The organism is Micromonospora sp. NPDC093243 (assembly GCF_044753725.1).
Classification (GTDB): domain Bacteria; phylum Actinomycetota; class Actinomycetes; order Mycobacteriales; family Micromonosporaceae; genus Micromonospora.
In genome coordinates this window covers 313,828-336,625 of the sequence record NZ_JBIVNT010000001.1, presented here as the reverse complement: position 1 = coordinate 336,625, position 22,798 = coordinate 313,828, and the positions used below count along the sequence as shown (strand labels likewise).

Here is a 22,798-nt window from a genome sequence, read left to right as displayed (position 1 = left end):
CGCACAGGTGTCGGCTGAAAGGCTGTGCCCTGTCGCCGGCGGTGCCGAGGTGCCGTGGACCTTTGTGGAGGAGAGATGACCGAACCGGTCTGGGGGCCCGTGCATCGGGACATCGTCGATCTGCTCGCCGATCACCCCGCCGACGTGCCGGCGGTGGTCGACCACCTCACCAAGCTGCAGGACCTCCTGGTGCGGCTGCCACCGCTGGAGGAGAGCTGCCCGCTGGCCGACTTCAACAAGCTCTACCTGACCATCACCTCCAGCGTGCTGGACGGTCTGTACGACGACCGCTTCGTCGACCCGGTCTTCCTCTCCCGGCTCGACGTGGAGTTCGCCGCCCGCTACTTCGACGCGATGCGGCTCTGGACCGATTCGAGCCCCGGCACCCCGAAGGCCTGGTCCTGCCTCTTCGAGCGGATGCGCGGCCCGGACGCGCGTCCGCTGCCCTCGGCCGCCGCCGGGGTCAACGCACACATCAACTTCGACCTGCCGTTCGCGCTGGTCACCACGTTCGACCACCTGGAGTCCGAGCCGGTCGACGGCAGCGACCAGCACCACGACTACCTCGAGATCAACAACATCTTCGCGGACAAGATCCCCGGGCTGCGCCGGGGCTACCTGGAGCGGTGGCAGCTGCTCATCGACATGCTCAACGGCGACATCGACGACTGGTACCAGGGGGAGCTGGTCGAATACACCCGCGATGTCGCCTGGCGTAACGCGCAGAAGATCTGGCGGTGCCGGCACGACCCGGCCGCCCATGAGTGCGAGCGCACCCGGCTGGACGACAACGCCGCGGCGCTCGGCCGGTTGCTGCTGTCGCCCCTCGGGGCGTTCCTGCAGTAGCTGGGACGGGGGGTCCCCGCGTTCCGTCCGGGGGGCGGAACGCGGGGACGCGTCCATCGCGGGGCCCGATCGCTGGTCGACGGCTAGGGCACCGGGGCAGCCCAGCGGGCGTCGCTGGGCTGCGCGCCGGCCCTGGCGGGCGGGAGCCCGGGGCGGGTCACGGGCCGGCGGTGCAGGTCGGCCGGCTCCGGGGGGTGTCGGCCGACCCGTACCGGGTACGTGCGCGCCATGACCGTCCTGGCCCGCCGGCGGCCCGCCGCCCGTCCTCGTCCCGCCCACCCCGGCCCGGCCCGGCCGCGTGGCGCGGCTCCCCGGCCCACCTGCCCCGGCGGTACGCGGTGAACCCGGCCCGAGCGGTACGCCGGTGACCGACTCCGGCCGGCGCTTCCCGTTCCGCTTCGACCAGCGGTTGCGTCCCGCGCTGGCGCTGATCGGCGTGCACCCGGGGTCGGCCTGGGTCGAGCTGGACGACGAGTGGCTGCTCGTCCGCTTCGGGCCGTGGCGGCTGCGGACCGCCCGGGGCAACGTGGCCGGGGCGGAGCGCGGTGGCCCGTACCGCTGGTGGCGGGTGATCGGGCCGCACCTGTCGCTCGCCGACCGCGGCGCGACCTTCGGCACCAGCACGGCCGGCGGGGTCTGTGTCCGGTTCGGTGCTCCGGTGCCCGCGCTGGCGCCCGGGCCGTGGCTACGCCACCCGGCGGTGACGGTGACCGTCGTCGACCCGGAGGCGCTGGTCCGGGCGCTGAGCAGCCCGGTCACGCACTGACCGGTTGTCCCGGCTTCGTCGGTTCCGTCGGGCGGCACCGGGACGACCGCCTACCGTCGGGTCAGGAACGGTGAAGCGGGAACGGGGACATGGCTGACGAGCACGGGGGACAACCGGGTCGTGCGCGCCGGCGGCGGCAGCGCCCGTCCGGGCCGGATCCCGCCCTGCGCGCCGCCCGCGACCCCAGCCACCCCGAACCCACCGGCCGCCGGGTCACCATCCCCGAGCGGGTGCCGAGCCCGGTGACGCCGGCGCCGCCGCCCGGACCGCTGCGCCGGTGGCTCTTCCAGCACCAGGTGTCGGCGGTCGGGCCGGAGGCCGCGGAGGGCCAGACCCCGTCGCACCCCTGGTGGCAGGTGATGTGCCTGACCGGCGTCGACTACTTCTCGACCCTCTCCTACCTGCCCGCCATCGCGGCCGTGGCAGCCGGCGCGCTCTCCCCGGTGGCGACCCTGCTGATCGTCGCGCTGACCCTCGGCGGGATGCTGCCGATGTACCGGCGGGTGGCCCGGGAGAGCCCGCACGGGCAGGGCTCGGTGGCGATGCTTGAACGGCTGCTGCCGTTCTGGCGGGGCAAGCTCTTCGTGCTGATCCTGCTCGGCTTCGTGGCCACCTCGTGGATCATCACGATCACGCTCTCCTCGGCGGACGCCACCGTGCACCTGCTGGAGAACCCGTACCTGCCGGAGGGGCTGAACAACCAGGGGAGCGCGGTCGCGGTCACCGTGGTGTTGCTGCTGATCCTCGGCGGCGTGTTCCTGCTCGGGTTCCGTGAGGCGGTCGCGGTGGCCATTCCGCTGGTCGCCGTCTTCCTGGTGTTGAACGCGGTGATCGTCGCGGTGGCGATGGGCCGGCTCGCGGACGATCCGGCGCTGCTGTCGAACTGGACCGAGGCGCTCACCAGGTTCAGCGGCCCGGTCGACCTCACCGTCACGGCGGTGCTGGCCTTCCCGCTGCTGGTGCTGGGGCTCTCCGGGTTCGAGACCGGGGTGAGCATGATGCCGCTGGTCTCCGCGAACGGCCCCGACAAGGCGGCCAGGCTCGCCGCACGGATCGGCAACACGCGCAAGCTGCTCACCACCGCCGCGGTGATCATGTCGGTGTACCTGCTGCTGAGCACCTTCGTCACGACCGTGCTCATTCCCGCCGAGGAGTTCCAGCCCGGCGGCGCGGCCAACGGGCGCGCGCTGGCCTTCCTCGCGCACACCGAACTCGGCGAGGGCTTCGGCACCGTCTACGACCTCAGCAGCGTGCTGATCCTCTGGTTCGCCGGCGCCTCCGCGATGGCCGGCCTGATCAACATCGTCCCCCGTTACCTCCCGTCGTACGGCATGGCGCCGGAGTGGGGGCGGGCGGTGCGCCCGGTCGTGCTGGTCTACACCCTGGTCAGCGTCGTGATCACGCTCGCGTTCCGGGCCGACGTCAACGCGCAGGCCGGCGCGTACGCCACCGGGATCCTGGCGATGATGGTCTCCGGCGCGGTCGCGGTGACCATCTCGGCGGCCCGCCACCAGCACCGGGCCGCCGCCACCGGGTTCACCGTGCTCACCCTGGTGCTGCTGTACGCGCTGGGCGACAACATCATCGAGCACCCGGACGGCATCACCATCTCCGGCCTGTTCATCCTCGGCATCATCGTCGTGTCGCTGGTCTCCCGGGTTTCCCGGACCACCGAGCTGCGGGCGGAGCGGATCGAGTTCGACGAGCCCGCCCGCCGGTTCATCGCCGAGTCGCTGGCGCACGACGGCCGGCTGCACCTGATCGCCAACAAGCGCGACAGCGGCGCGGTCAAGGAGTACACCGTCAAGGAGCGGGCCCAGCGCGGGATGAACCCGGTCCCCGGCGCGGCGGACGTGCTCTTCCTGGAGGTCGACGTGATCGACCCGTCGGGGTTCAGCCAGGTGCTGCGGGTGCACGGGGTGGAGGTCGGCGGCTTCCGGGTGCTGCGCGCCAGCAGCCCGGCGGTTCCGAACGCCATCGCGGCGATCCTGCTGGCGCTGCGCAACGTCACCGGCGTGCGCCCGCACTGTCACTTCGAGTGGTCCGAGGGCAGTCCCATCGCGCATCTGCTGCGCTACCTGATCCTCGGCCGGGGCGACACCCCACCGGTGGTCCGGGAGATCATCCGGCGCAGCGAGCCCGACCCGACCCGCCGCCCCGGCATCCACGTCGGCGGCTGACCGCCGCACCCGTCGCACGCCCACATCTTCGTCCGTGCAGCGGGCCACCTTCGTTGGGGCAGGCGCGCTTGAAGGTGAATGGCACGACTATTCACGTTCACGACTTACTGTCCGTATTGCGCCCCTATCGTGACCTTTGGTGGCCGGCGACCCGTCGCCCACCCCGCGCCCGGATCGGCGCGGTCCTGGCACACGGGGTAGGAGAGGCAGGAGACGATGTCGACGTACCGAGGAGGCCGACGGGCAGGACCCAGGCGACGATCCCGGTGGTTCCTGGCTGGTGGACTGTTGGCGGGCAGCCTGGTCGTCGGCGCGGCGGGCGCGACCGGCGTGGCCGCGACCGCCGCCGACCGCCAGTTGCCCTTCCTGGACCTCAGCCGTCCGGCCAGCGTGCAGCAGGGTGACGACGCGGCCCACGAGCAGCGCGACGGCGCCGAGGCGGCGGGCCGCGAGCCGGCCGGCGACGGCGCCGGCCGCCCGGACGGCCGCAACGGGGACGGCCGCATGGGCGACGGCCGGGACGGGGACGGCCGGCAGCCGAGCGCCGACGGCCCGGGGACCGGACGCCACGAGGTGGTCTCGGTGCCCTGCGACTCGGCCAAGCTGGTGGCGGCGCTGGTGCGGGCCAACGCCGAGGGCGGCGGCGCCCTGCGGCTCGCGCCGAAGTGCCGGTACACGCTGACCCAGGCGTTCCACCAGCCCGACGAGTACGACGGCGGGATCCGCGACGCCCGGGAGGCGGCCGACGCCGCCGAGACCCCGGGCGACGCCGAGGCGCCGCCGCACAAGCCGGAGGACGACAAGGCGGGCCTGCCGGTGATCTACCACGCGATCACCATCGACGGTGCGGGTGCCACCATCGCCCGGCACGTGCACGCCGAGGACTTCCGCTTCTTCACCGTCCGTGACGGCGGCGAACTGACCCTGCGCGACGTCACGCTGCACAACGGCCGCTCGGCCATCGAGGGTGGCGCGGTCCACGTCGTGCACGGCGCGACGGCCGTCGTCGAGCACACCACCGTCACCCAGAGCACCTCGCTGTCCAAGGAGGGCGGCGGAGGCGGCATCTTCAACGACGGCAACATGGTGGTCAGCGACAGCACCTTCGTCGGCAACAGCGCGGCCGGCGCCGCGGGCAAGGGCGGGGGCCTGCTCAACGGCGGCGTGCTGACGCTGCGCAACTCGCAGTTCCACCACAACAGCGCCAACGCGTACGGCGGTGGGCTCGGCAACTACCGTGGTGCGGCCGAGGTCGAGACCAGCACCTTCGCGCAGAACAGCGCGACCCAGGGCGGCGGCCTGGCCAGCTTCTCGGCCCGGACCAAGGTCTACGACACGAAGGTGCTCGGCAACACCGCCCAGATCGGCGGCGGGCTCGCCAACTCCGATGCGGTGCTCGTGCTGCGCAAGATGACGGTCCGGGACAACACCTCGACGGTCAACGGCGGCGGCATCTCCACCGTGAAGGGTCTGCTCCCGCTCGACGACAGCGTGGTGGCCGGGAACACCACGCACGGCGCCGGCGGCGGCATCTACGCCGACAAGTCCAACCTGCTCGTGCGAGGCAGCGACGTGACCGGCAACGACGCGACCGGCGCCGCGTCGAAGGGCGGCGGCATCCACGCCAGCGCCGGCCAGGTCTCCGTCTACACCAGCAAGATCGTGCACAACAGCGCCACGCTGGCGCCGGGCGGCATCTTCGCCCAGCACGCCCGGGTCCGGATCGACGACGAGAGCGTCATCATCGAGAACGAGCCCACCAACTGCGCGGGCAACACACCCCCGATCGCGCACTGCTTCCGCTGACGCGGTACGCGTCCCGGCCGACCCGCCGGCGGTGATCTCCCAGATCGCCGCCGGCGGGTCGGTCACGTCGGGTCAGCCGAGGGCGCGCAGCCGCCCGGCGAGGTCGCTGGCGAAGAAGTCGAGGAAGCCGTCCGGGTCGGGACCGGCGTTCTGCAGCACGATGTGGTCGAAGCCGGCCGCGACGTAGCTGCGGACCTTCGCCACGTGCGGCTCCGGATCCGGGCCGACCGAGAAGAGCTGCCGGATGTGCTTCTCCTCCACGTAGGAGCTGGCCGCGTCGAAGTTCACCGGGTTGGGCAGTTCGCTCATCACCTTCCAGCCGGTGACCAGCCAGCGGCTGGTCTGCAGGACCGCCTGGACCGCCTGCCGCTCGTCGGTGGCCCACGCGATCGGCGCCTCGGCGTAGCGTGGACCCTGCCCGCCGGCGGCCCGGTACCGCTCGACGATCGCGGGCTCCGGCTCGGTGGCGAACAGCCCGTCGCCGAGTTGCGCCGCCAGGGTCGCCGACTCGTGCCCGCTGGCCGCGACCGCGATCACCGGCAGGGTCTCCGGCAGGTCGAAGACCCGGGCGTCCTCCAGTTGCAGGTGCCGGCCCTCGTACGACTGGTAGCCGCCCTGCCAGAGCAGTCGGATGATCTCCAGCGCCTCGCGCAGCCGTTCGTGCCGGCCCCGAACACTCGGAAAACCCTGTCCCACCACGTGCTCGTTGAGGCGTTCACCCGCGCCGATGCCGAGGGTGAACCGCCCGTCGGAGATCAGCGCCACGGTCGCCGCGGCCTGCGCGATGATCGCCGGGTGGTAGCGGACGGTGGGGCAGGTGACCCCGGTGGCCAGGCCGATCGTGCTGGTCTGCGCCGCGATCGAGCCGAGCAGGCTCCAGGTGAACGCGGAGTGCCCCTGTGTGTCGAGCCAGGGATGGTAGTGGTCGCTCATCTCCACGAAGTCGAAGCCGACCTGCTCCGCGCGGACGGCCTGCCGGATGATCTCCTTCGGCCCGAAGCCCTCCGTGGCCAGCTTGTAGCCGATCTGCATGCGCTGACTCCCTCTCCCGTACCGACACCGGCGCAGCAGCCCTTCCCGGCACCCACCCCGACAAACGCCACCCACCCGACGAGCCCAGCCTCCTAGGACGCCTACGGGCTGTGACCCGTCACTGGCCGAACTGCGGCCCGCCACCAGGCGGTCCGGGCCGACGGTGGCGGGCCGGCGGCCCGAGCCGGGGGTCCAGGCAGGGCGATCGATCGGGGACACGGGTCGGCCCGCGCCCCGGGGGTCGGGCGCGGGCCGAAGCGGGATGGTCCTACTTGGAGGGTTGGGGGAGCTCGCAGTCGATCTTCGGGTTGGCGCCGATGTAGTTCAGCGGGCCGGCGACGATGGTGACCAGGATGGTGCCGGCCTCCGCGCAGTTGGTGTCGTCGCCGCTGTAGTAGCCGCGCTGACCGGCGGCGATGGCACCGATGATCAGCCAGATGACGACGATGACTCCGAGTATCGAGGTGCCGCGCATGGGTTGCCTCCTGAGGTGTGGTGGGTTCGAGGTGCAGGCGATGTACCCAATCGCGTCGAACGGCTAACGGCGACCACGATCGACTACCCCGGATCGGCCGTCCGGATGGCCACCTTCGATCCGGTGGTACGGCGAGGATCGTCCGGGCGTACCGGGTCGCGCCCGCCGACTATCGGATCGAGGACCGACCTGGCCACCGGCCGCCGTTGCGGACGTAGAACTGGCCTCACGGCACCCGCCGAGGAGGATTCATGGACGTCCGGACACCGCAGCTCTACATCGACAGTCCCGCGGACCTGGCCGCGGCGGCCCGCGCGCTGGCCGGTGGCGCGGTCGTCGCGGCGGCCTTCGCGAACTTCTACGTCATCGTCACCCGCCCCGACGCGGACACCGTGCGGAAGGTCAACCTGGCCAAGGGCCGGCCGGTGGACCAGGTAGGCAGCATCACCGCCCCGGCGTACCGGATCCCGGACATGTTCGACTGGTCCCGGATCTCTCCCCGACTGCCCGAGCGGCGGGTACGGCAGCTGATGGACGCCCTCTACGGCGCCGGTCCGTTCGGCTTCCGGGGCCCGGCCGCCGACCGACTGCCCGACCACCTCACCCAGCACGACCGGGGCATCCGCACCACCCAGGTGATCGCCCCTGGAGCGGCCTGCCCGTCGAACGCGTTCTTCGAGCGGGCGGTGGCCGAGACGGGGGTGGACCACCTCTACATCACCTCGGCGAACCGCTCCCGGCACCTGACCGGGGCCGCCGAGGAGCCGGCGCACTGGAAGGTGGGCCCGCTCGCCGCGGACTTCACCCACCTGCCCGACCTGGTCGTGCTCGCCCACCGCGACGAGGCGGCCGCGCGCGCCGCGTACCCGGCCTACCTGCCGACCTCGGTGACGCTGCTGTCGTTCCACCTGCCGGAGGGGGAGTGGGAGGAGCCGCCGGTGCTCATCGTGGACCGGCACGGCTCGCTGCACGTCGACGAGGTGCGCCGGGCCGCCGCGCCGCTCGGGCTCCAGGTGCGTCTGGGCGCCGGCGCCCGCGAGCGGCTGCGCGTGCGGGGGTACGCCGGGGCCCTGGTGTGAGCGGTTACCGGATCGGCCTGGTGGTACCCAGCTCGAACACCACCATGGAGACCGAGATCCCGGCCATGCTGCGCCGGCGCGAGGCGGTCGATCCCGGCGTCACCTTCACCACCCACGCCAGCCGGGTGCGGCTGCACCAGGTGACCGCGACGGAGCTGGCCCGGATGAACCGGACCAGCGGCCGCTGCGCCGAGGAGCTGGCCGACGCCCGGTGCGACGTGCTCGCGTACGCCTGCCTGGTGGCGGTGATGGCAGACGGCGCCGGAGCGCACGACCGGGCCGAGCGGCGGCTGGCCCGGGCGGCCGGTCGGGCCGGGCACCCGATGCCCGTGGTGACCAGCGCCGGCGCGCTGGTGGCCGGGCTGCGGGCGTTGGGCGCGCGGCGGATCGCCATGATCGCGCCGTACCTGCCGCCGCTGACCGCCACCGTCGTCGGCTACCTCGCCGGGTACGGGATCGAGGTGACCCGGGCGGTGAGCCTCGCCGAGCCGGACAACGTGGCGGTGGGCCGGATCCCGGCGCAGCGGCTGGTGGCCCTGGCCGACGGGCTCGACCTGACCGACGTGGACGCGATCGTGCTCTCCGCCTGCGTCCAGATGCCGTCGCTGGCGGCGGTGCCACAGGTGGAGGCGCGCCTCGGCCGGCCGGTGCTGACCGCGGCGACCGCTACGGTGCACCAGCTGCTCACCGGCCTCGGCCTCGCGCCGTACGTGCCGGACGCCGGACGGTTGCTGGCCGGCCCGCGCTGAGCATGCGGGTCTCCCGCAGTCGCGGCGCGCGTGCGCGTGCCGCTCGCGGCGGGTGGTCAGTGCGGCGGGGCGGGCGCCTCGGGAGGGCGGCCCCAGCTGCGCCGGGCGTCGGCGACCGCCACTCCGGCCAGCACCAGCATGGCGCCGAGCGCGGTGAACACCGGTCGCAGGAACATCACCGCCGGGGAGATGGTGAGCAGGGCCAGCAGCCCGCCGGGGCGGGAGACCGAGACCCGGCTGAACACCTCGTACTCGAACGCGGCCCGGCCGATCAGAAAGAGCGCCGGGCCACCGAGGATGACCGCCACCCAGGCCGGCGGCGTACGCCCGGTCGACTCGTGCAGGATCAGGTCGAAGCCGGCGGCCGTGGTGACCACCCCGGCGACCATCACCAGGTGGGTGAAGGGCGCGGTGTTCAGGAACGCGCTCGGCGCCCGGGAGGTGGCGATGGCCTTCGGCAGCAGCTCGCCGGACTTGTGTACGTAGATCCGCCAGAGCAGCAGGGTGGTGGCGAAGGCGACCGCGAACGAGGCGATGTTCTCCAGCTCGGAGTGCGCCAGGCTGAACATGGTGCCGATGGTCAGGATGGCGTCGCCCAGCGCGATGATGAAGAACTGCTGGTAGCGCTCGGAGAGGTGTTCGGCGGTGACGTTGCGCTGCGCGGTGGGCACCACGCCGAGCCCGGGCACCGGGTAGGCGAGCCGGAAGCCGATGTAGTCGATGGCGAGCGCGAACGCCCACCAGGCCACCCTGGCGTTGTCGGAGACGTAGGCGCCGATGATCCAGGGCACCGCCGAGACGGCGAACCAGATGAAAATCCGGGCGGCCCGGCGTTGGGTCTGCGGCTCGTGCCGCACCGTGGGCATCAGGAAGAGCCCCCGGCCGAGGTGGATCGCCACGTAGGTGCCGGCGAAGACCAGGCCGCGCGCGCCGAAGGCCTCCGGGATCGCGGTGGTCATCAGCAGCGCCCCGACCATCACCGCCATGATCAGCAGCTTGATCTCGGTGCGTTCCGGGTTGTACATGTCGGTGACCAGGGTGGTGATGGCCCAGGTCCACCAGAGGGCGGCGAGCAGGATGAGCGCCTGCGCGGCCTTGTACCAGTCGAGTCCGTCGACCAGGCCGCGGGAGATGAGCGCGAGCGCGACCACGTAGACCAGGTCGAAGAAGAGTTCGAGCAGGGTCACCCGGCGGGGGGCGTCCGGGTCGCGGATCGGCGCGCGGTGCCGCTGCGGGGCCGGTTCCGGCGTGGCGGTCGGCACGGGCTGCTCCCGGGTACCAGGTCGGCTCGGCGGGCCTTGGGCCTCTTTACCGACCGACGGTAGCGAGAGCGGCAGCGAACCGTGCCGGATATGCCGGTTTGCCGATGACGCGGCACGGTGCCGGAGAAATGGGCGGCGCCCGGTGGTCCGGGTCGTCGCGGTCGACTCCGTGCCGCCGTCGCGGGCGCCCCGCGGTGGCGGCACGGAGTCGTGCCGGGTCAGGCCCGGTCCGGGCCGCCCGCCGTCGGCAGCGCCGCGGCCGCCTCGTCCGGGGCGCCGGCGAGCACCTTGGCCTGCTGCGGCCAGGTGGCCAGACCGGGTGCGGCCCGCAGACCGGCACCGCGGATGAGTTCGCGCAGGCCGGCCTCGTCCAGCTCGGCCAGCTGCCGGTAGGTCCGCACCCCGGCTTCCTGCAACGCCGCGGCCATCTTCGGCCCGACGCCCTGGATCCGGCGGAAGTCGTCGACCTCCACGGCGGCCGCCGCCACCGGGCGTACCGGCGGGGTGGCGACCGCCGGCCGCGGTGCCGGTGCGACCGGCTCCGGGTCGCCGACGGCCTCGTCCGTGCCAGCGGCGGGCTCCGCCGCGGCCGCGACCGGCTCGTCCGCCGAGCTGGCCGGCGCCGGAGTCTCGGCGGCGACCGGCTCGGACACCGGGCTGGCCGGCGCCGGAGTCTCGGCCGCGACTGGCTCGTCCGCTGAGCTGGCCGGCGCCGGAGCGTCGGCCGCGACCGGCTCGTCCACCTCGGTGTTCGCGGTAACCCGCTCGACCGGCTGCGCCACGGCGGGCGCGGGCTGCGTCGCGCCGGTGGGCTCGGCCGCCGGCTCGTCGGAGGCGTTCGGCTCGTCCGGGATGGTGCGCTCGGCCACCGGGACCGGTCGCGGCGCGATCACCGGGGCCGGCTCCGGGTCGCCGGTGAGGGCCATGTCGGCCGGGTCGACGTCGGACGCCGGGCCGTCGTGCGCCGGGCTCGCCACGGCGGACTCGGTGATCGTGTCCACCGGGGCCGGCGGGTCGGCGACCGCGGTCGGCGCCGGGTCGGTCGTCGCCGGCGCCTGCCCCGGGTCGCTGACGGCCGCCGGCGCCGGCGTCGCCAGCACCGCGGTCCCGGCGACCGGGTCACCGTCCGTGATGGACGAACCGCGCGTCCGTGCGTCCTGCCGGCCGCGCAGCAGCCAACCGGCCGCCAGGCCCAGCAGCAGGGCCAGTACCACTATCAAGAAGTGCCCGAAGGACCACGCCACGGCAGACCTCCCTCTCACCTCGTCGGAAAAGTCATGAGAAAAACCCGCCGCAGCTTCGCATATGCGCGACCGGTTCGACAGGCAGGATCCACCTTGTGCCACCCAGGTGGGACGGGAGGCACCGGCGGTGCGCGACAAGCGACGGAGGGTGGCGGCGGCACGCCGACGAGCGGACACGCCGACGACCCCGGCGCCCGTCGGGCGCCGGGGTCGGACGGCTGCGGTCAGTCCTCCTCACCCCGGTAGGTGTAGAAGTCATCGACGAATTTGCGCCGCAGCGGCGGCACCCGGCTGGTGACGCCGAAGTAGCCGCGTGCGCCGAGCAGCGCGAGCCGGCCGACAACCGGCTTGTACATCCGGTCGTCGCCGTTCGTGCCGCTGCGGTTCAGCGAGTCCGCGACCCGGGCGAAGCCGTAGGGCACCATCACCGCCTCGTAGTCGGCGACGGCCTGGAGCAGGGTCTTGTCGCCGGCCGCGGCGAGCCGAACCTGCCGGCAGAGCAGAGCGGCGTCGCGCAGCGCCGTGTTCGCGCCCACCCCGCGACCCGGCGTCATGGTGTGGATGGCGTCGCCGAGCAGGGTGACCGTGCTGCTCTTCCAGGGCGGCACCGGCTCGGAGGTGCTGACCCGGATCGGCAGCGCGCTGGCCGGGTCGCTGCGGGCCAGCAGCTCGCGCAGGTGCGGATGCCAGTTGGTGGTGAGTTCCAGTGCGAGCTGCACCAGTTCCTCGCCCCGGCGCTGCATCACGTCGGGTGGAAACCGGCGGGCGGTGCTCCAGATGATCAGGTTGATGTTGTCGCGGGTCGGGTCGTGGGCGAGCCCGGGCCACCGGCTGAGCAGCGCGGCATCGGCCTCGCCGACCCCGGGCTTGAGCCGACCGTCGCCGTCCCACTTGAACTCCATCACGTGCAGCACGCCCATCATCCCGCCGACACCGAAGATCAGCGAGATGCCGCGTTGGAGCCGCTCGGGCAGGAGCGCGCGGGTCTGCGCGGTGAGCGGGATCCGGGTGGCGATGTTGATCGTGCCCGCGTCCCGGGTGACCGCGTGCGGCAGGTACTGACGGCGGACCGCCGAGTGCGTGCCGTCGGCGGCGACCAGCAGGTCGCCGGTGGTGCTGCTGCCGTCGGCGAAGTACGCGGTGACCGTCCCGTCGTCGTGCTGCTCGTAGCGGGTGAAGGTCTTGCCGAAGTGGACCACGTCCTCCATGCCGGTGAGCAGGACCTGGCGCAGGGTCATCCGGGCCACCGAGCGCTCGGTGTCGACCGGGTGGGTGTCCGGGCGCAGCTCGAATGACGCGGTCTGCCGCATCCGCTGGGTGATGACGTTGAACCAGCGGGGCGAGCGGGCGCAGGTGGCGAGATAGACGTCGAAGAGCTCCGGCGGCAGGCACTCGCGCAACGCCCGGCTGCCGGTCGGGCCGATGCCGACCCGGTAACCGAGCAACCCGTCGGCGCGGGTGTCGTACCGCTCGTAGACGGCGACGCTGATCCCGGCCCGGCGCAGTCCGTGCGCCAGGCACATCCCGCCGGTGCCGGCGCCGATGACGATGACGTGCGGGGGTCTGGCGGACATGGCGTTCCCTCAGCCCGCCGCGCGGGGCGTGGGCAGGGGCACGGCGTCCCAGCGGTAGAAGCAGCCGGCGATCGCGTCGCGCGGCGAGCGCCAGGTCGGCAGGTAGGGCGAGGTGTGCGCGGAGAGTCGCTCGTTGACCTGCTGGTAGAGCGGATGGTTGCGCGCCTCGGCCAGCGCCTCCGGGTCGATCTCGGCGGTCTCCATCAGATGGATGCACACGTCGTGCAGGCAGTACAGCGACCGGTGGGTCACCCCGGTCAGGCCGGGCAGTTCGGTCGAGTCGGACTCGGCGAAGATCTGGGCCACTCGGCCCTCCGCGCCAGGGACGATCCTGCTGACGATCAGTAGACGGCTCATCGGACCCCTTCCGCCGGTGGCACCCCTGAAAGGACCACGGGACTGCTGTGCCGCCCACCGTGCCGGCCCGCCTGTCACCTCCCCGTCACGCGTTGCGTCGCGACGGTGACGCCGGTCGAGCCGGGCCGGTCGGGGCGCGGCCGGGATACCCGGGGGAGCGGCGCGGGGTGCCGGCGCTGTCGCGGCTGGCCCGTCGGATCGGGGCGAGCGTCTCGTCGAGCAGCGCGCACATCGCCGGGGAGGGCTCCAGCCGCAGCTCGCGCAGGAGCAGGTCGCGGTAGACGTAGAAGGCGTGCACCGCCTCGAAGGCGTTGCCCTCGGCCAGATGGATGCGGACCACCAACCGGTGCGGTGTCTCGCGCAGCGGCTCGGCGGCCATCGCCTCCAGCGCGGCCTCCAGTGCCTCGCCGTGCCGGCCCGCCGCCAGGTGCTGGCCGGCCACCTGTTCCAGCATGTGCAGACGCAGTTGGCGCAGCCGCTCCCGGTCCAGCAGGACCCAGTCGTCGTACCAGCCGGGGAGCAGGTCGTGGCGGCCGGCCGCGAGCGCGCCGGCCGCGGTCCGCGGGTCGTCGCCGTCGCGTACCCGGGCGGCCGTGCCGACCAGTTCGTCCACGTCGAGCCAGACCGCCGGGTCGAGGCGGACGGTGTCGGTGCTGACCGCGAGGGGGCAGCACGGGTCCTGCCGCAGCCGCCAGAGGGCGGTACGCAGTGACGACAGCGCCCGCTCCTCCGGCGCCTCGGGCCAGAGCAACCCGGCCAGTTGGCTGCGGGTGGCACCGGGGCGCAGCCCGATCAGCGCGATCACCCGTTGCAGCCCGCGGGGCACCTCGACCGGGGCTTCGCCGTGCAGCAGCTGGAAGCCGCCGAGCAGGCGCAGTGACACCCCGGTGCCGGGTCGACGCCCGGACGTCGGCATGGACGGATCAGCGGCCACGCAGCACCCCCTGTGGAACGCTTGTCCCGACTGTCTGCTGTGTCCCCGGCGCGGCTGTTCGCGACGTCGACGTCGCCGTCGCCGCTACGCCGAAGGCGCGGCGCCGCGCCCGGGCCGCCGGGCTGACCGTGATGAAGATTATCAATAACGGTCACTCTGGGTCAACGCAGTTGCGTCGTCGATGGCGTCCGGGTGGCATCCGTGAGAACGGCTCTGAACTGCTTATATTTGCGAATGGGACGATCCGCCGGTCAGCTGATACATAGCCCGCGCACAGCTTGCGTCAACGCAGCGTCACCATTGAACGTCGTCGGTGGACCGTCCGTGGTGACGCCGCTGTGACGAGCAGCGCCGCATGGTGACGGGCAGTCGTCCGGCTCGTGCGGCACCGTCTCTCGGCGCCGCACGCCGTGGGGGGAGGCCCGTCCATGGACCGATCGCTCATCGTCGCGAAGGTGGTCCCGAGCGCCGAGGCTCGGGTCGCCGAGATCTTCGCCGACTCCGACGCCACCGAGCTGCCGCGGCTGGCCGGGGTACGGCACCGGTCGCTGTACCGGCTGCACGACCTGTACGTGCACCTGCTGGAGACCGAGCTGCCCGGGGAGGGGGCGGTGGAGGCCGCGCGCAGTCACCCGGAGTTCGAGCGGATCAGCGCCCGACTGCGGCCGTACATCTCGCCGTACTCGCCGGACTGGCGTTCGCCGCGCGACGCCATGGCACGCTGCTTCTACCGCTTCGACGCCTCCGCGCCGGTCGGGCGGCGGTCGTGACCGCCACCGCGCCGCGCGAGGAGCAGCTCTGGTCCCGGTGCGCCGGTTGCGCCACCCTGCTGTACCGCAAGCGACTGCGGCGCAATCTGGACGTCTGCCCCGAGTGCGGGGTGCACGCCCGGCTCGGGGCGCCCGACCGGGTACGGCAGCTGGTCGACCCGGGGTCGTTCCAGCCGCTGCCCGACCGGCTCGCCGACCTGGACCCGATCGACTTCGTCGACGTGCTGCCGTACCCGCACCGGCTCACCGCGGCCCGGGCCGGCACCGGCCTGACCGAGGCGGTGCTCTGCGGCACCGCGGCCATGGGCGGGCACCCGGCGGTGCTCGCGGTGATGGACTTCCGCTTCCTCGGTGGCAGCCTGGGCTGCGCGGTCGGCGAGCTGATCACCCGGGCCGCCGAGCGCGCCCTGGACGACCGGGTGCCGCTGGTCCTGGTCACCGCCTCCGGTGGCGCGCGGATGCAGGAGGGCGCGCTGTCGCTGATGCAGATGGCCACGGTCAGTCAGGCCATCGCCGCGCTGCGCGAGGCGGGACTGCTCACCGTCAGCGTCCTCACCGATCCCACGTACGGCGGGGTCGCCGCCTCGTTCGCCACCAACACCGACGTGGTGGTGGCCGAGAGCGGCGCCCGGATGGGCTTCGCCGGCCCCCGGGTGATCCGCCAGGTCACCGGCCGGGCCCTGCCGGAGGGCTTTCAGACCGCGGACTTCCTGCTCCGGCACGGCCAGGTCGACATGGTGGTGCCCCGGCGCTCCCTGCGCGGGCGGCTGGTCGCCCTGCTGGCGGCGGCCCAGGGCGGGCGGCGACCGGTGGCCCGCCCCGCGGTGCCCCGCCAGCAGCCGGCGCCGCCGGCCGCCGTCCGCACCGCCGCGCAGAACCCGGTCGAAGGCCCGACCAGCGAGCCCGGCTCGACCGACGCCGATCCGTGGGCGACGGTACGCCTGGCCCGACAACCCGGCCGACCGACCACCCTGGACTACCTGGAGAACGCCTTCGACGGCTTCGTCGAGCTGCACGGCGACCGGCTCGGCGGCGACTGCCCGGCCGTGGTCGGCGGCGTGGCTCGCCTCGACGGCCGGTCGGTCATGGTGATCGGCCACCAGAAGGGGCACACCACCGCCGAGCTGGTCGCCCGCAACTTCGGCATGGCCAGCCCGGCCGGGCACCGCAAGGCGCTGCGGTTGGCGCGGCTGGCCGCCCGCCTCGGCCTGCCGGTGATCACCCTGGTGGACACCCCGGGCGCCGACCCCGGCGTCGGCGCCGAGGAGCAGGGGCAGGCGGCGGCCATCGCGGAGAACATCCTCGCCCTCACCGTCCTCCCCACCCCGGTCCTCGCGGTGATCACCGGCGAGGGGGGCAGTGGCGGGGCGCTGGCCCTGGCGGTGGCCGACCGGGTGCTGATGCTCGAGCACGCGGTCTACTCGGTGATCAGCCCGGAGGGCTGCGCGGCGATCCTCTGGCCGGACCGCTCGGCGGCGCCCCAGGCGGCCCGCGCGCTGCGGCTGACCGCGCCGGACCTGCACCGCCTTCGAGTGGTGGACGACATCGTGCCGGAGCCGCCGGGTGCGGCCCACGCCGACCCGGAGGCGATGGCACGGATGCTGCGTGACGCGGTGCTCGGTGCGTTGCTGCCGCTGCTCGACGTGCCCGCGGCGACCCTGGTGCGCCGCCGTCGTCAGCGTTTCCGGCGCTTCGGCGCGGCCCGCGCCGGCAGCCGGGCGGGTGCCCGGTGAGCGCCGGAGCGGCCCGGCCCCCCACGGCGCCGGCGGCAATCGAGAGCGCCGGCGACGCGGCCGACGGGACGGACGCGGTGCTGGCCGGACTGCGCCGGCACGCCCAGCACCTGGTGGCCGAGCTGGCCGGCCCGGTCCGGCGGGTGCGGCTGCGCAGCGGCGAGACCGTGCTGGAGGTGGAGTGGCACGGCAGTGCCGCCCCGAGCGGTGCCACCGCCGACGAAGCGCCGCCGGAGTCCCGGCCCGCTCCCGCCGCCGGCGCCGAACCTCCGGAGCCGCAGACCCGCCCGGTGGTCCGGTCACCGATCGTCGGCACGTTCTACCGCGCGCCGGAGCCGGGGGCCGCGCCGTTCGTGGCCGTCGGCGACGTGCTCCGGCCGGGCCAGGTGGTCGGGATCGTCGAGGCGATGAAGCTGATGAACGAGGTCACCACCGACCGGGGCGGCCGGGTGGCCGCGGTGCTGGCCGACGACGGTCAGCCCGTGGAGTACGACCAGCCGCTGGTCGCGCTGGAACCGGCCTGAGGTGGTGCGGGATGTTCGAGAAGGTGCTGATCGCCAACCGGGGTGAGATCGCGTTGCGGGTGCTGCGCGCCTGCCGCGAGCTCGGAGTCCGTACCGCGGTGGTCTACTCCGCGGCGGACGCCGACTCGGCCGCGGTCCGCCTCGCCGACCAGGCCGTCCGGATCGGACCGGCGGCCAGCCGTCGCAGCTACCTCAACGCCGCCGCGATCGTCGAGGCGGCCCGGCAGGTCGGCGCCCAGGCGGTGCACCCGGGCTACGGGTTCCTCTCCGAGGACGCCGACTTCGCCGAGATCTGCGCCGAGAACGGGTTGACCTTCATCGGCCCGTCGCCGTCGGTGATGGCCGCGCTGGCCGACAAGTCCTCCGCCCGGGCCCTGATGCGCCGGGCCGGCCTGCCGCTGCCGGCGGGCAGCGTGGAGCCGGTCCCCACGGCGGCCGAGGCGGCCGAGGTGGCCGCGGAGATCGGCTACCCGGTGATCGTGAAGGCGGCGGCCGGAGGTGGTGGCCGGGGCATGACCGTGGTCTGGTCCGCGGCGGAGCTGCCCCGGGCGTACGCGAAGACCCGGGCGGCCGCGCAGGCCGTGTTCGGTGACGACCGGGTCTACGTCGAGCGCTACCTGACCGAGGCCCGGCACGTCGAGGTGCAGGTGCTCTGCGACGGGCACGGCAACGGGGTGCACCTGGGCACCCGCGACTGCTCGGTGCAGCGGCGGCACCAGAAGCTGGTCGAGGAGGCGCCCGCCCCGGCGCTACCCGCCGGCGTCCTCGACTCGATCGCGGAGACCGCGCTGCGCGGCGCGCTCGAGGTCGGCTTCACCGGCGCCGGCACGCTGGAGTTCCTGGTCGACGCCGAGGAGCGGTTCCACTTCCTGGAGATCAACTGCCGGATCCAGGTGGAGCATCCGGTCACCGAGATGATCACCGGGATCGACCTGGTGCACGAGCAGCTGCACATCGCCGCCGGGGTCCCGCTGCGCTGGCGGCAGGACGAGATCCGGCTGCACGGGGTGGCGGTCGAGTGCCGGGTCAACGTGGAGGATCCGGAGCGCGACTTCGCGCCCACCCCGGGTCGGTTGGAGCGGTTCCTGCCGCCCGGTGGCCCGTTCACCCGGGTGGACACCCACGGCCGGCCCGGGTACGTGGTGGGCCCGCACTACGACTCGCTGCTGGCCAAGGTGGCCGTCTGGGCGCCGGACCGCGAGCTGGCGCTGAACCGGCTGGAACGCGCGCTCGACGAGTTCGACGTGGCCGGGCCGGGCGTGCGGACCACCATCCCGTTCGTCCGGCGGGTCCTCGACGACGCCGGGTTCCGCAAGGGCCGCTACACCACCGGGCTGGTCGACCGGCTGCTCGCCGCCGGCGAGCACCCCGCGGCCACGAGCCCGGCCGGCGCGCATGAACCACCGCCGGCCCCGCCGGTGACCGCCACCCGTCCGCCGGCCACGGCCGGATCGTCCGCACGACCCAGGAGGACCCGATGACCGTCACCCAAGGCCAACCGCTGACCGCCGAGATCACCGACATCCTGGTGGCGCACTGCGGGTTGGACGCCGAGGCCGCCGCCCGCGCGCCGGCCGCGTCCCTGGAGGAGCTCGGCCTGGACTCCCTCGCGCTGCTCGAACTCTCCGCGGTCGTCGCCGACCGGTGGCGGGTGCAGATCCCCGAGCAGGCCGCGCAGCTGAGCATCCCGGCCGTGGCCAACCTGGTCGCCCGGCGCTCGGCGCAACCGGGGCACACCGAGAACAGCATCGTGATCGCCGCGCCGCTGCCGCTGGTCTGGGAGATCACCAACGACGTGCCGAACTGGACCGAGCTGTTCACGGAGTACGCCGTGGTGGAGATCCTGCACCGGGCCGGGAACACGGTGCGGTTCCGGCTCACCATGCACCCGGACGAGAACGGGGTGTCGTGGAGCTGGGTGAGCGAACGCGTCGCCGACCCGATCGCCCGGCAGGTGCACGCACACCGGGTGGAGACCGGGCCGTTCGAGTACATGCGGATCCACTGGCGCTACGCCGAGGAGCTCGAGGGCACCCGAATGACCTGGGTGCAGGACTTCGCGATGAAGCCGACCGCGCCGGTGGACAACGTCGGGATGACCGAGCGGATCAACGCCAACAGCGCGGTGCAGCTCGCGGTGATCAAGGAGCGGATCGAACGCCGGGTGCAGACCGGCGAGGCCGTGCCGGTCGGCGGGGCGACGGGGGCCGGTGATGAGTGAGCAGACCCTGCCCCTGATCGCCGCCCGGGACGTGCCGGCGGACCGGCGGCGCGGCGGCGAGCTGCGGGTGCTGCTCGGCCCGCGCACCGTCGGCAGCACCTCCGGCTTCATGGGGGTGGCCGCGTTGCAGCCGGGCGAGCGGATCGCCGAGCACTACCACCCGTACAGCGAGGAGTTCCTCTACGTGGCCCGGGGTGAGATCACCGTGGACCTGGACGACCGGCCGGTGCCGCTGGCCGCCGGTGAGGCGCTCTTCGTGCCGATCAACGTGCGGCACCGGCTGCGCAACACCGGTGACGAGCCGGCCGAGGTGGTCTTCCACCTCGGACCTCTCGCGCCCCGGCCGGACCTGGGCCACGTCGACACCGAGCTGGTCGAGCGGGGCGCGTCGTGACCGGGCGCCGCACGGTGGTGACCGGGATCGGCGTGGTCGCCCCGGGCGGCGCCACCCGGGACCGGTTCTGGAAGTCGATCACCGAGGGGCGGACGGCGACGCGGCGGATCACCTTCTTCGACCCGTCGCCGTTCCGGTCCCGGATCGCCGCGGAGTGCGACTTCGACCCGGTCGCCGCCGGGATCACCGAGGCCGAGCTGCGGCGCTCCGACCGCTACGTGCAGTTCGCGCTGGCCTGCGCCGACGAGGCGATCGCCGACGCCGGCCTGGCGCTCACCGACGCCGAGCGGGACCGCGCCGGGGTGGTGCTCGGCACCGCGGTCGGCGGCACCATGGCGCTGGAGCAGCAGTACGTCGCGGTCAGCGACGCCGGCCGTCGGTGGCTCGTCGACCCGGCCCGTGGCGGGCCCTACCTCTACCAGGCGTTGGTGCCCAGCAGCCTCGCCGCCGACGTGGCCTGCCGGCACGGCCTGCACGGCCCGGCCCAGGTGGTCTCCACCGGCTGCACCTCCGGGATCGACGCGATCGGGTACGCCCACCAGCTGATCGCCGACGGTGAGGCGGACGTGGTGCTCGCCGGCGCGGCGGACTCGCCGATCTCGCCGGTCACCGTCGCCTCGTTCGACGCGATCAAGGCGACCAGCCCGGACAACGACGACCCCGCGCACGCCTCTCGCCCGTTCGACGCCGACCGGCACGGCTTCGTGCTCGCCGAGGGCGCGGCGGTGCTGGTGCTGGAGGAGGCCGAGCGCGCCCGGCGGCGCGGCGCGCACATCTACTGCGAGGTCGCCGGGTACGCCAGCCACAGCAACGGCTACCACATGACCGGGCTGCGACCGGACGGGGTGGAGATGGCGCTGGCCATCTCCGCGACACTGCGGCAGGCCCGGCTGGCCCCGGAGCAGGTCTCCTACATCAGCGCGCACGGCTCCGGCACCCGCCAGAACGACCGGCACGAGACCGCCGCGTTCAAACGGGCGCTCGGCGACGCGGCGTACCGGGTGCCGGTCAGCTCGATCAAGTCGATGGTCGGGCACTCGCTCGGCGCGATCGGCTCGATCGAGATGGCCGCCTGCGCGCTGGCCATCGAGTTCGGGGTGGTGCCGCCGACCGCCAACTGGAGCACCCGGGATCCGGAGTGCGACCTGGACTACGTGCCGAACGAGGCGCGGGAGCTGCCGGTCGACGTCGCCCTCTCGGTGGGCAGCGGGTTCGGCGGCTTCCAGTCCGCGATGATCTTCCGCCGGCTGCCCGGGGCGGTGGCCGCGTGACCGCCCGGGCGGTGGTCACCGGGATCGGGGTGGTCGCCCCGAGCGGCGTCGGCGCGGCGGCGCACTGGCGTACGGTGCTGGCCGGCACCCGGCGCACCGGGCCGATCACGCTGTTCGACCCGGCCGGGTACCCGACCCGGTTCGCCGGCGAGGTGACCGGTTTCGAGGCCACCGGATACGCGGCGAGCCGACAGCTGGTGCAGACCGACCGGTGGACGCACCTCGGGTTCGCCGCCACCCGGCTGGCGCTGGCCGACGCCGGGCTGCCCGAGCAGGCCCCCGACCCGTACGGCTACGCGGTCACCCTGGCCAGTTCCTCCGGCGGCAACCTGTTCGGCCAGCGGGAGCTGCAACGGCTCTGGGGTGGCCCGTCGCGCACCGTCGGGGCGTACCAGTCGATCGCCTGGTTCTACGCGGCCAGCGTCGGCCAGCTCTCCATCCACCACCAGTTCAAGGGGCCGTGTGGGGTGCTGGTCAGCGAGACGGCCGGCGGACTGGACAGCCTGGCGCACGCGGTCCGCTCGGTGCGCCGGGGCACGCCGGTGGTGATCGCCGGGGCGACCGAGTGCCCGCTGAGCCCGTACGCCCTGGCCTGTCAGCTGAGCTCCGGCCTGCTCAGCGACGTCGCGGACCCGGAGCGGGCGTACCGGCCGTTCGACGCCGGGGCGAGCGGCTACCTGCCGGCCGAGGGCGGGGCGGTCTTCGTGGTGGAGGAGCTGGGGCACGCGCTGGCCCGTGGCGCGCGGGTCTACGGCGAGCTGACCGGTTGGGGCGCGACCCACGACGCGGCGCACACCGGCCCGCAGAGCGCCGGCGACCCGACCCAGTACGCCCGGGCGATGCGGCTGGCCCTGGACCGGGCCGGCGTCGGCGCGGACGCGGTGGACCTGGTGCTGCCCGACGCGCTGGGCGTGCCCCGCTACGACCGCACCGAGGCCACCGCGCTGCGGTCGGTCTTCGGCGACCGGCCGCCCCCGGTGAGCACCGCGAAGCCACTCACCGGCCGGGCCCACCAGGGCGGCGCCGCGCTGGACGTGGCCACCGCGCTGCTCGCCTTCCGGCACGACACGCTGCCCGCCTCGGCGGGCCCGGACGAGGTGGCCGACGGCTGCGAGCTGGACTTCCTGCGCGAGCACCGACGGCCGCGCAGCCGGGTCGCGCTGGTCTGCGCCCGGGGTTTCGACGGCTTCAACAGCGCGCTGGTGCTGCGCGGGGCGGCACCGTCGAGAGAGGACGAAGATGGCTGACGAACAGCGGGCCCGGGTGGTGTTCCTGGTACGGGTGCCGGCGGAGCGCACCGCGGCGTTCCTGGCGGCGTACGAGGCGATCCGGCATCAGGTGGCCGGCGGGGTGCCGGGGCACCTGGTGGACCAGGTGTGCCGCTCCTCGGCCGACCGGGAGCAGTGGTTGATCACCAGCGAGTGGGCGCGACTGGCCGACTTCGAGGCGTGGGAGCGCAGCCCGGAGCACCGCGAGCTGGTCCGGCCGATGCGGGAGTGCTTCACCGACGCCCGGTCGTTGCGCTTTTACATCCACGCGCAGACCCCGGCGCTGGCCTGAGCGGGCGAGCTCGGGGGTGGG

Annotated in this window: 22 protein-coding genes; 15 read left to right on the top strand and 7 right to left on the bottom strand. The window is 73.8% G+C overall.

All coding sequences use genetic code 11. From position 1 onward, the window contains the following. Nucleotides 1-75 precede the first annotated feature (75 nt). The 4 genes from ACIP9D_RS01625 to ACIP9D_RS01610 all read left to right on the top strand — a co-directional run bounded on the left by ACIP9D_RS01625 (nt 76) and on the right by ACIP9D_RS01610 (nt 5,598). A complete protein-coding gene (locus ACIP9D_RS01625) occupies nt 76-846 on the top strand; it encodes a DUF5995 family protein (protein WP_350876345.1) in 771 nt (256 codons plus the stop codon). 364 nt (nt 847-1,210) lie between these two features. Further along, nucleotides 1,211-1,612 (top strand): hypothetical protein, encoded by a 402-nt coding sequence (locus ACIP9D_RS01620; protein WP_350876343.1) that lies wholly within the window; start codon nt 1,211-1,213, stop codon nt 1,610-1,612. Between the two features lie 89 nt (nt 1,613-1,701). Continuing rightward, complete coding sequence (locus tag ACIP9D_RS01615) at nt 1,702-3,792, top strand: amino acid transporter (RefSeq protein ID WP_350876341.1); 2,091 nt, start codon at nt 1,702-1,704, stop codon at nt 3,790-3,792. A 216-nt stretch (nt 3,793-4,008) separates the two neighbouring features. After that, nucleotides 4,009-5,598, top strand: coding sequence for a hypothetical protein (locus ACIP9D_RS01610; protein ID WP_350876339.1), 1,590 nt, complete (start codon nt 4,009-4,011; stop codon nt 5,596-5,598). A 72-nt stretch (nt 5,599-5,670) separates the two neighbouring features. On the opposite strand, the gene ACIP9D_RS01605 is transcribed toward ACIP9D_RS01610, so the two are convergent. Continuing rightward, entirely contained in the window at nt 5,671-6,630 is a 960-nt protein-coding gene (locus ACIP9D_RS01605) for a TIGR03557 family F420-dependent LLM class oxidoreductase (RefSeq protein ID WP_350876337.1), read from the bottom strand. A gap of 268 nt (nt 6,631-6,898) precedes the next feature. Further along, nucleotides 6,899-7,105, bottom strand: coding sequence for a hypothetical protein (locus ACIP9D_RS01600; RefSeq protein ID WP_350876335.1), 207 nt, complete (start codon nt 7,103-7,105; stop codon nt 6,899-6,901). Nucleotides 7,106-7,356: 251 nt separating this feature from the next. Between ACIP9D_RS01600 and ACIP9D_RS01595 the strand changes: the two genes are divergently transcribed. Both ACIP9D_RS01595 and ACIP9D_RS01590 read left to right on the top strand, forming a co-directional pair. Next, a complete protein-coding gene (locus tag ACIP9D_RS01595) occupies nt 7,357-8,184 on the top strand; it encodes a hypothetical protein (RefSeq protein ID WP_350876334.1) in 828 nt (275 codons plus the stop codon). Beyond that, complete coding sequence (locus ACIP9D_RS01590) at nt 8,181-8,933, top strand: Asp/Glu racemase (protein ID WP_350876332.1); 753 nt, start codon at nt 8,181-8,183, stop codon at nt 8,931-8,933. Before ACIP9D_RS01595 ends, ACIP9D_RS01590 begins: the two co-directional genes overlap by 4 nt. Before the next feature lie 56 nt (nt 8,934-8,989). Here the strand turns inward: ACIP9D_RS01590 and ACIP9D_RS01585 are convergent, their stop codons facing one another. From ACIP9D_RS01585 to ACIP9D_RS01565, 5 genes are all read right to left on the bottom strand, one after another. Next, nucleotides 8,990-10,195 (bottom strand): low temperature requirement protein A, encoded by a 1,206-nt coding sequence (locus ACIP9D_RS01585; protein ID WP_350876330.1) that lies wholly within the window; start codon nt 10,193-10,195, stop codon nt 8,990-8,992. A 218-nt stretch (nt 10,196-10,413) separates the two neighbouring features. After that, on the bottom strand, nt 10,414-11,439 hold the full coding sequence (locus ACIP9D_RS01580) for a hypothetical protein (RefSeq protein ID WP_350876328.1): 1,026 nt from the start codon (nt 11,437-11,439) through the stop codon (nt 10,414-10,416). Between the two features lie 224 nt (nt 11,440-11,663). Next, entirely contained in the window at nt 11,664-13,013 is a 1,350-nt protein-coding gene (locus ACIP9D_RS01575; RefSeq protein ID WP_350876325.1) for an NAD(P)/FAD-dependent oxidoreductase, read from the bottom strand. 9 nt (nt 13,014-13,022) lie between these two features. Next, entirely contained in the window at nt 13,023-13,370 is a 348-nt protein-coding gene (locus ACIP9D_RS01570) for a TcmI family type II polyketide cyclase (RefSeq protein ID WP_350876323.1), read from the bottom strand. Nucleotides 13,371-13,455: 85 nt separating this feature from the next. Next, nucleotides 13,456-14,304, bottom strand: a complete 849-nt coding sequence (locus tag ACIP9D_RS01565) for a BTAD domain-containing putative transcriptional regulator (RefSeq protein WP_350876321.1) — start codon at nt 14,302-14,304, stop codon at nt 13,456-13,458. A gap of 428 nt (nt 14,305-14,732) precedes the next feature. Between ACIP9D_RS01565 and ACIP9D_RS01560 the strand changes: the two genes are divergently transcribed. From ACIP9D_RS01560 to ACIP9D_RS01520, 9 genes are read left to right on the top strand one after another with little or no spacing between them, the layout of a single operon-like run. Further along, a complete protein-coding gene (locus ACIP9D_RS01560) occupies nt 14,733-15,074 on the top strand; it encodes a TcmI family type II polyketide cyclase (RefSeq protein ID WP_350876319.1) in 342 nt (113 codons plus the stop codon). Continuing rightward, entirely contained in the window at nt 15,071-16,807 is a 1,737-nt protein-coding gene (locus tag ACIP9D_RS01555; protein ID WP_350876317.1) for an acetyl-CoA carboxylase carboxyltransferase subunit alpha, read from the top strand. The genes ACIP9D_RS01560 and ACIP9D_RS01555 overlap by 4 nt, the downstream gene beginning before the upstream one ends. Next, nucleotides 16,804-17,331 carry an acetyl-CoA carboxylase biotin carboxyl carrier protein gene (gene accB, locus ACIP9D_RS01550; RefSeq protein WP_400449145.1) on the top strand — a complete coding sequence of 176 codons (528 nt, stop codon included), beginning with the start codon at nt 16,804-16,806 and terminating at the stop codon, nt 17,329-17,331. The genes ACIP9D_RS01555 and accB overlap by 4 nt, the downstream gene beginning before the upstream one ends. A gap of 11 nt (nt 17,332-17,342) precedes the next feature. Next, nucleotides 17,343-18,812 (top strand): acetyl-CoA carboxylase biotin carboxylase subunit, encoded by a 1,470-nt coding sequence (locus ACIP9D_RS01545; protein WP_350876315.1) that lies wholly within the window; start codon nt 17,343-17,345, stop codon nt 18,810-18,812. Next, nucleotides 18,809-19,552, top strand: a complete 744-nt coding sequence (locus tag ACIP9D_RS01540; RefSeq protein ID WP_350876313.1) for an SRPBCC family protein — start codon at nt 18,809-18,811, stop codon at nt 19,550-19,552. The genes ACIP9D_RS01545 and ACIP9D_RS01540 overlap by 4 nt, the downstream gene beginning before the upstream one ends. Next, nucleotides 19,545-19,946 (top strand): cupin domain-containing protein, encoded by a 402-nt coding sequence (locus ACIP9D_RS01535; RefSeq protein ID WP_350876311.1) that lies wholly within the window; start codon nt 19,545-19,547, stop codon nt 19,944-19,946. The genes ACIP9D_RS01540 and ACIP9D_RS01535 overlap by 8 nt, the downstream gene beginning before the upstream one ends. Beyond that, the gene (locus ACIP9D_RS01530) at nt 19,943-21,217 is read left to right on the top strand and encodes a beta-ketoacyl-[acyl-carrier-protein] synthase family protein (RefSeq protein ID WP_350876309.1); all 1,275 of its coding nucleotides are present in this window, start codon (nt 19,943-19,945) and stop codon (nt 21,215-21,217) included. The genes ACIP9D_RS01535 and ACIP9D_RS01530 overlap by 4 nt, the downstream gene beginning before the upstream one ends. Further along, complete coding sequence (locus ACIP9D_RS01525; RefSeq protein ID WP_350876307.1) at nt 21,214-22,464, top strand: beta-ketoacyl synthase N-terminal-like domain-containing protein; 1,251 nt, start codon at nt 21,214-21,216, stop codon at nt 22,462-22,464. Before ACIP9D_RS01530 ends, ACIP9D_RS01525 begins: the two co-directional genes overlap by 4 nt. Further along, a complete protein-coding gene (locus ACIP9D_RS01520; protein WP_350876305.1) occupies nt 22,457-22,777 on the top strand; it encodes an antibiotic biosynthesis monooxygenase family protein in 321 nt (106 codons plus the stop codon). The genes ACIP9D_RS01525 and ACIP9D_RS01520 overlap by 8 nt, the downstream gene beginning before the upstream one ends. Nucleotides 22,778-22,798: the final 21 nt, after the last annotated feature.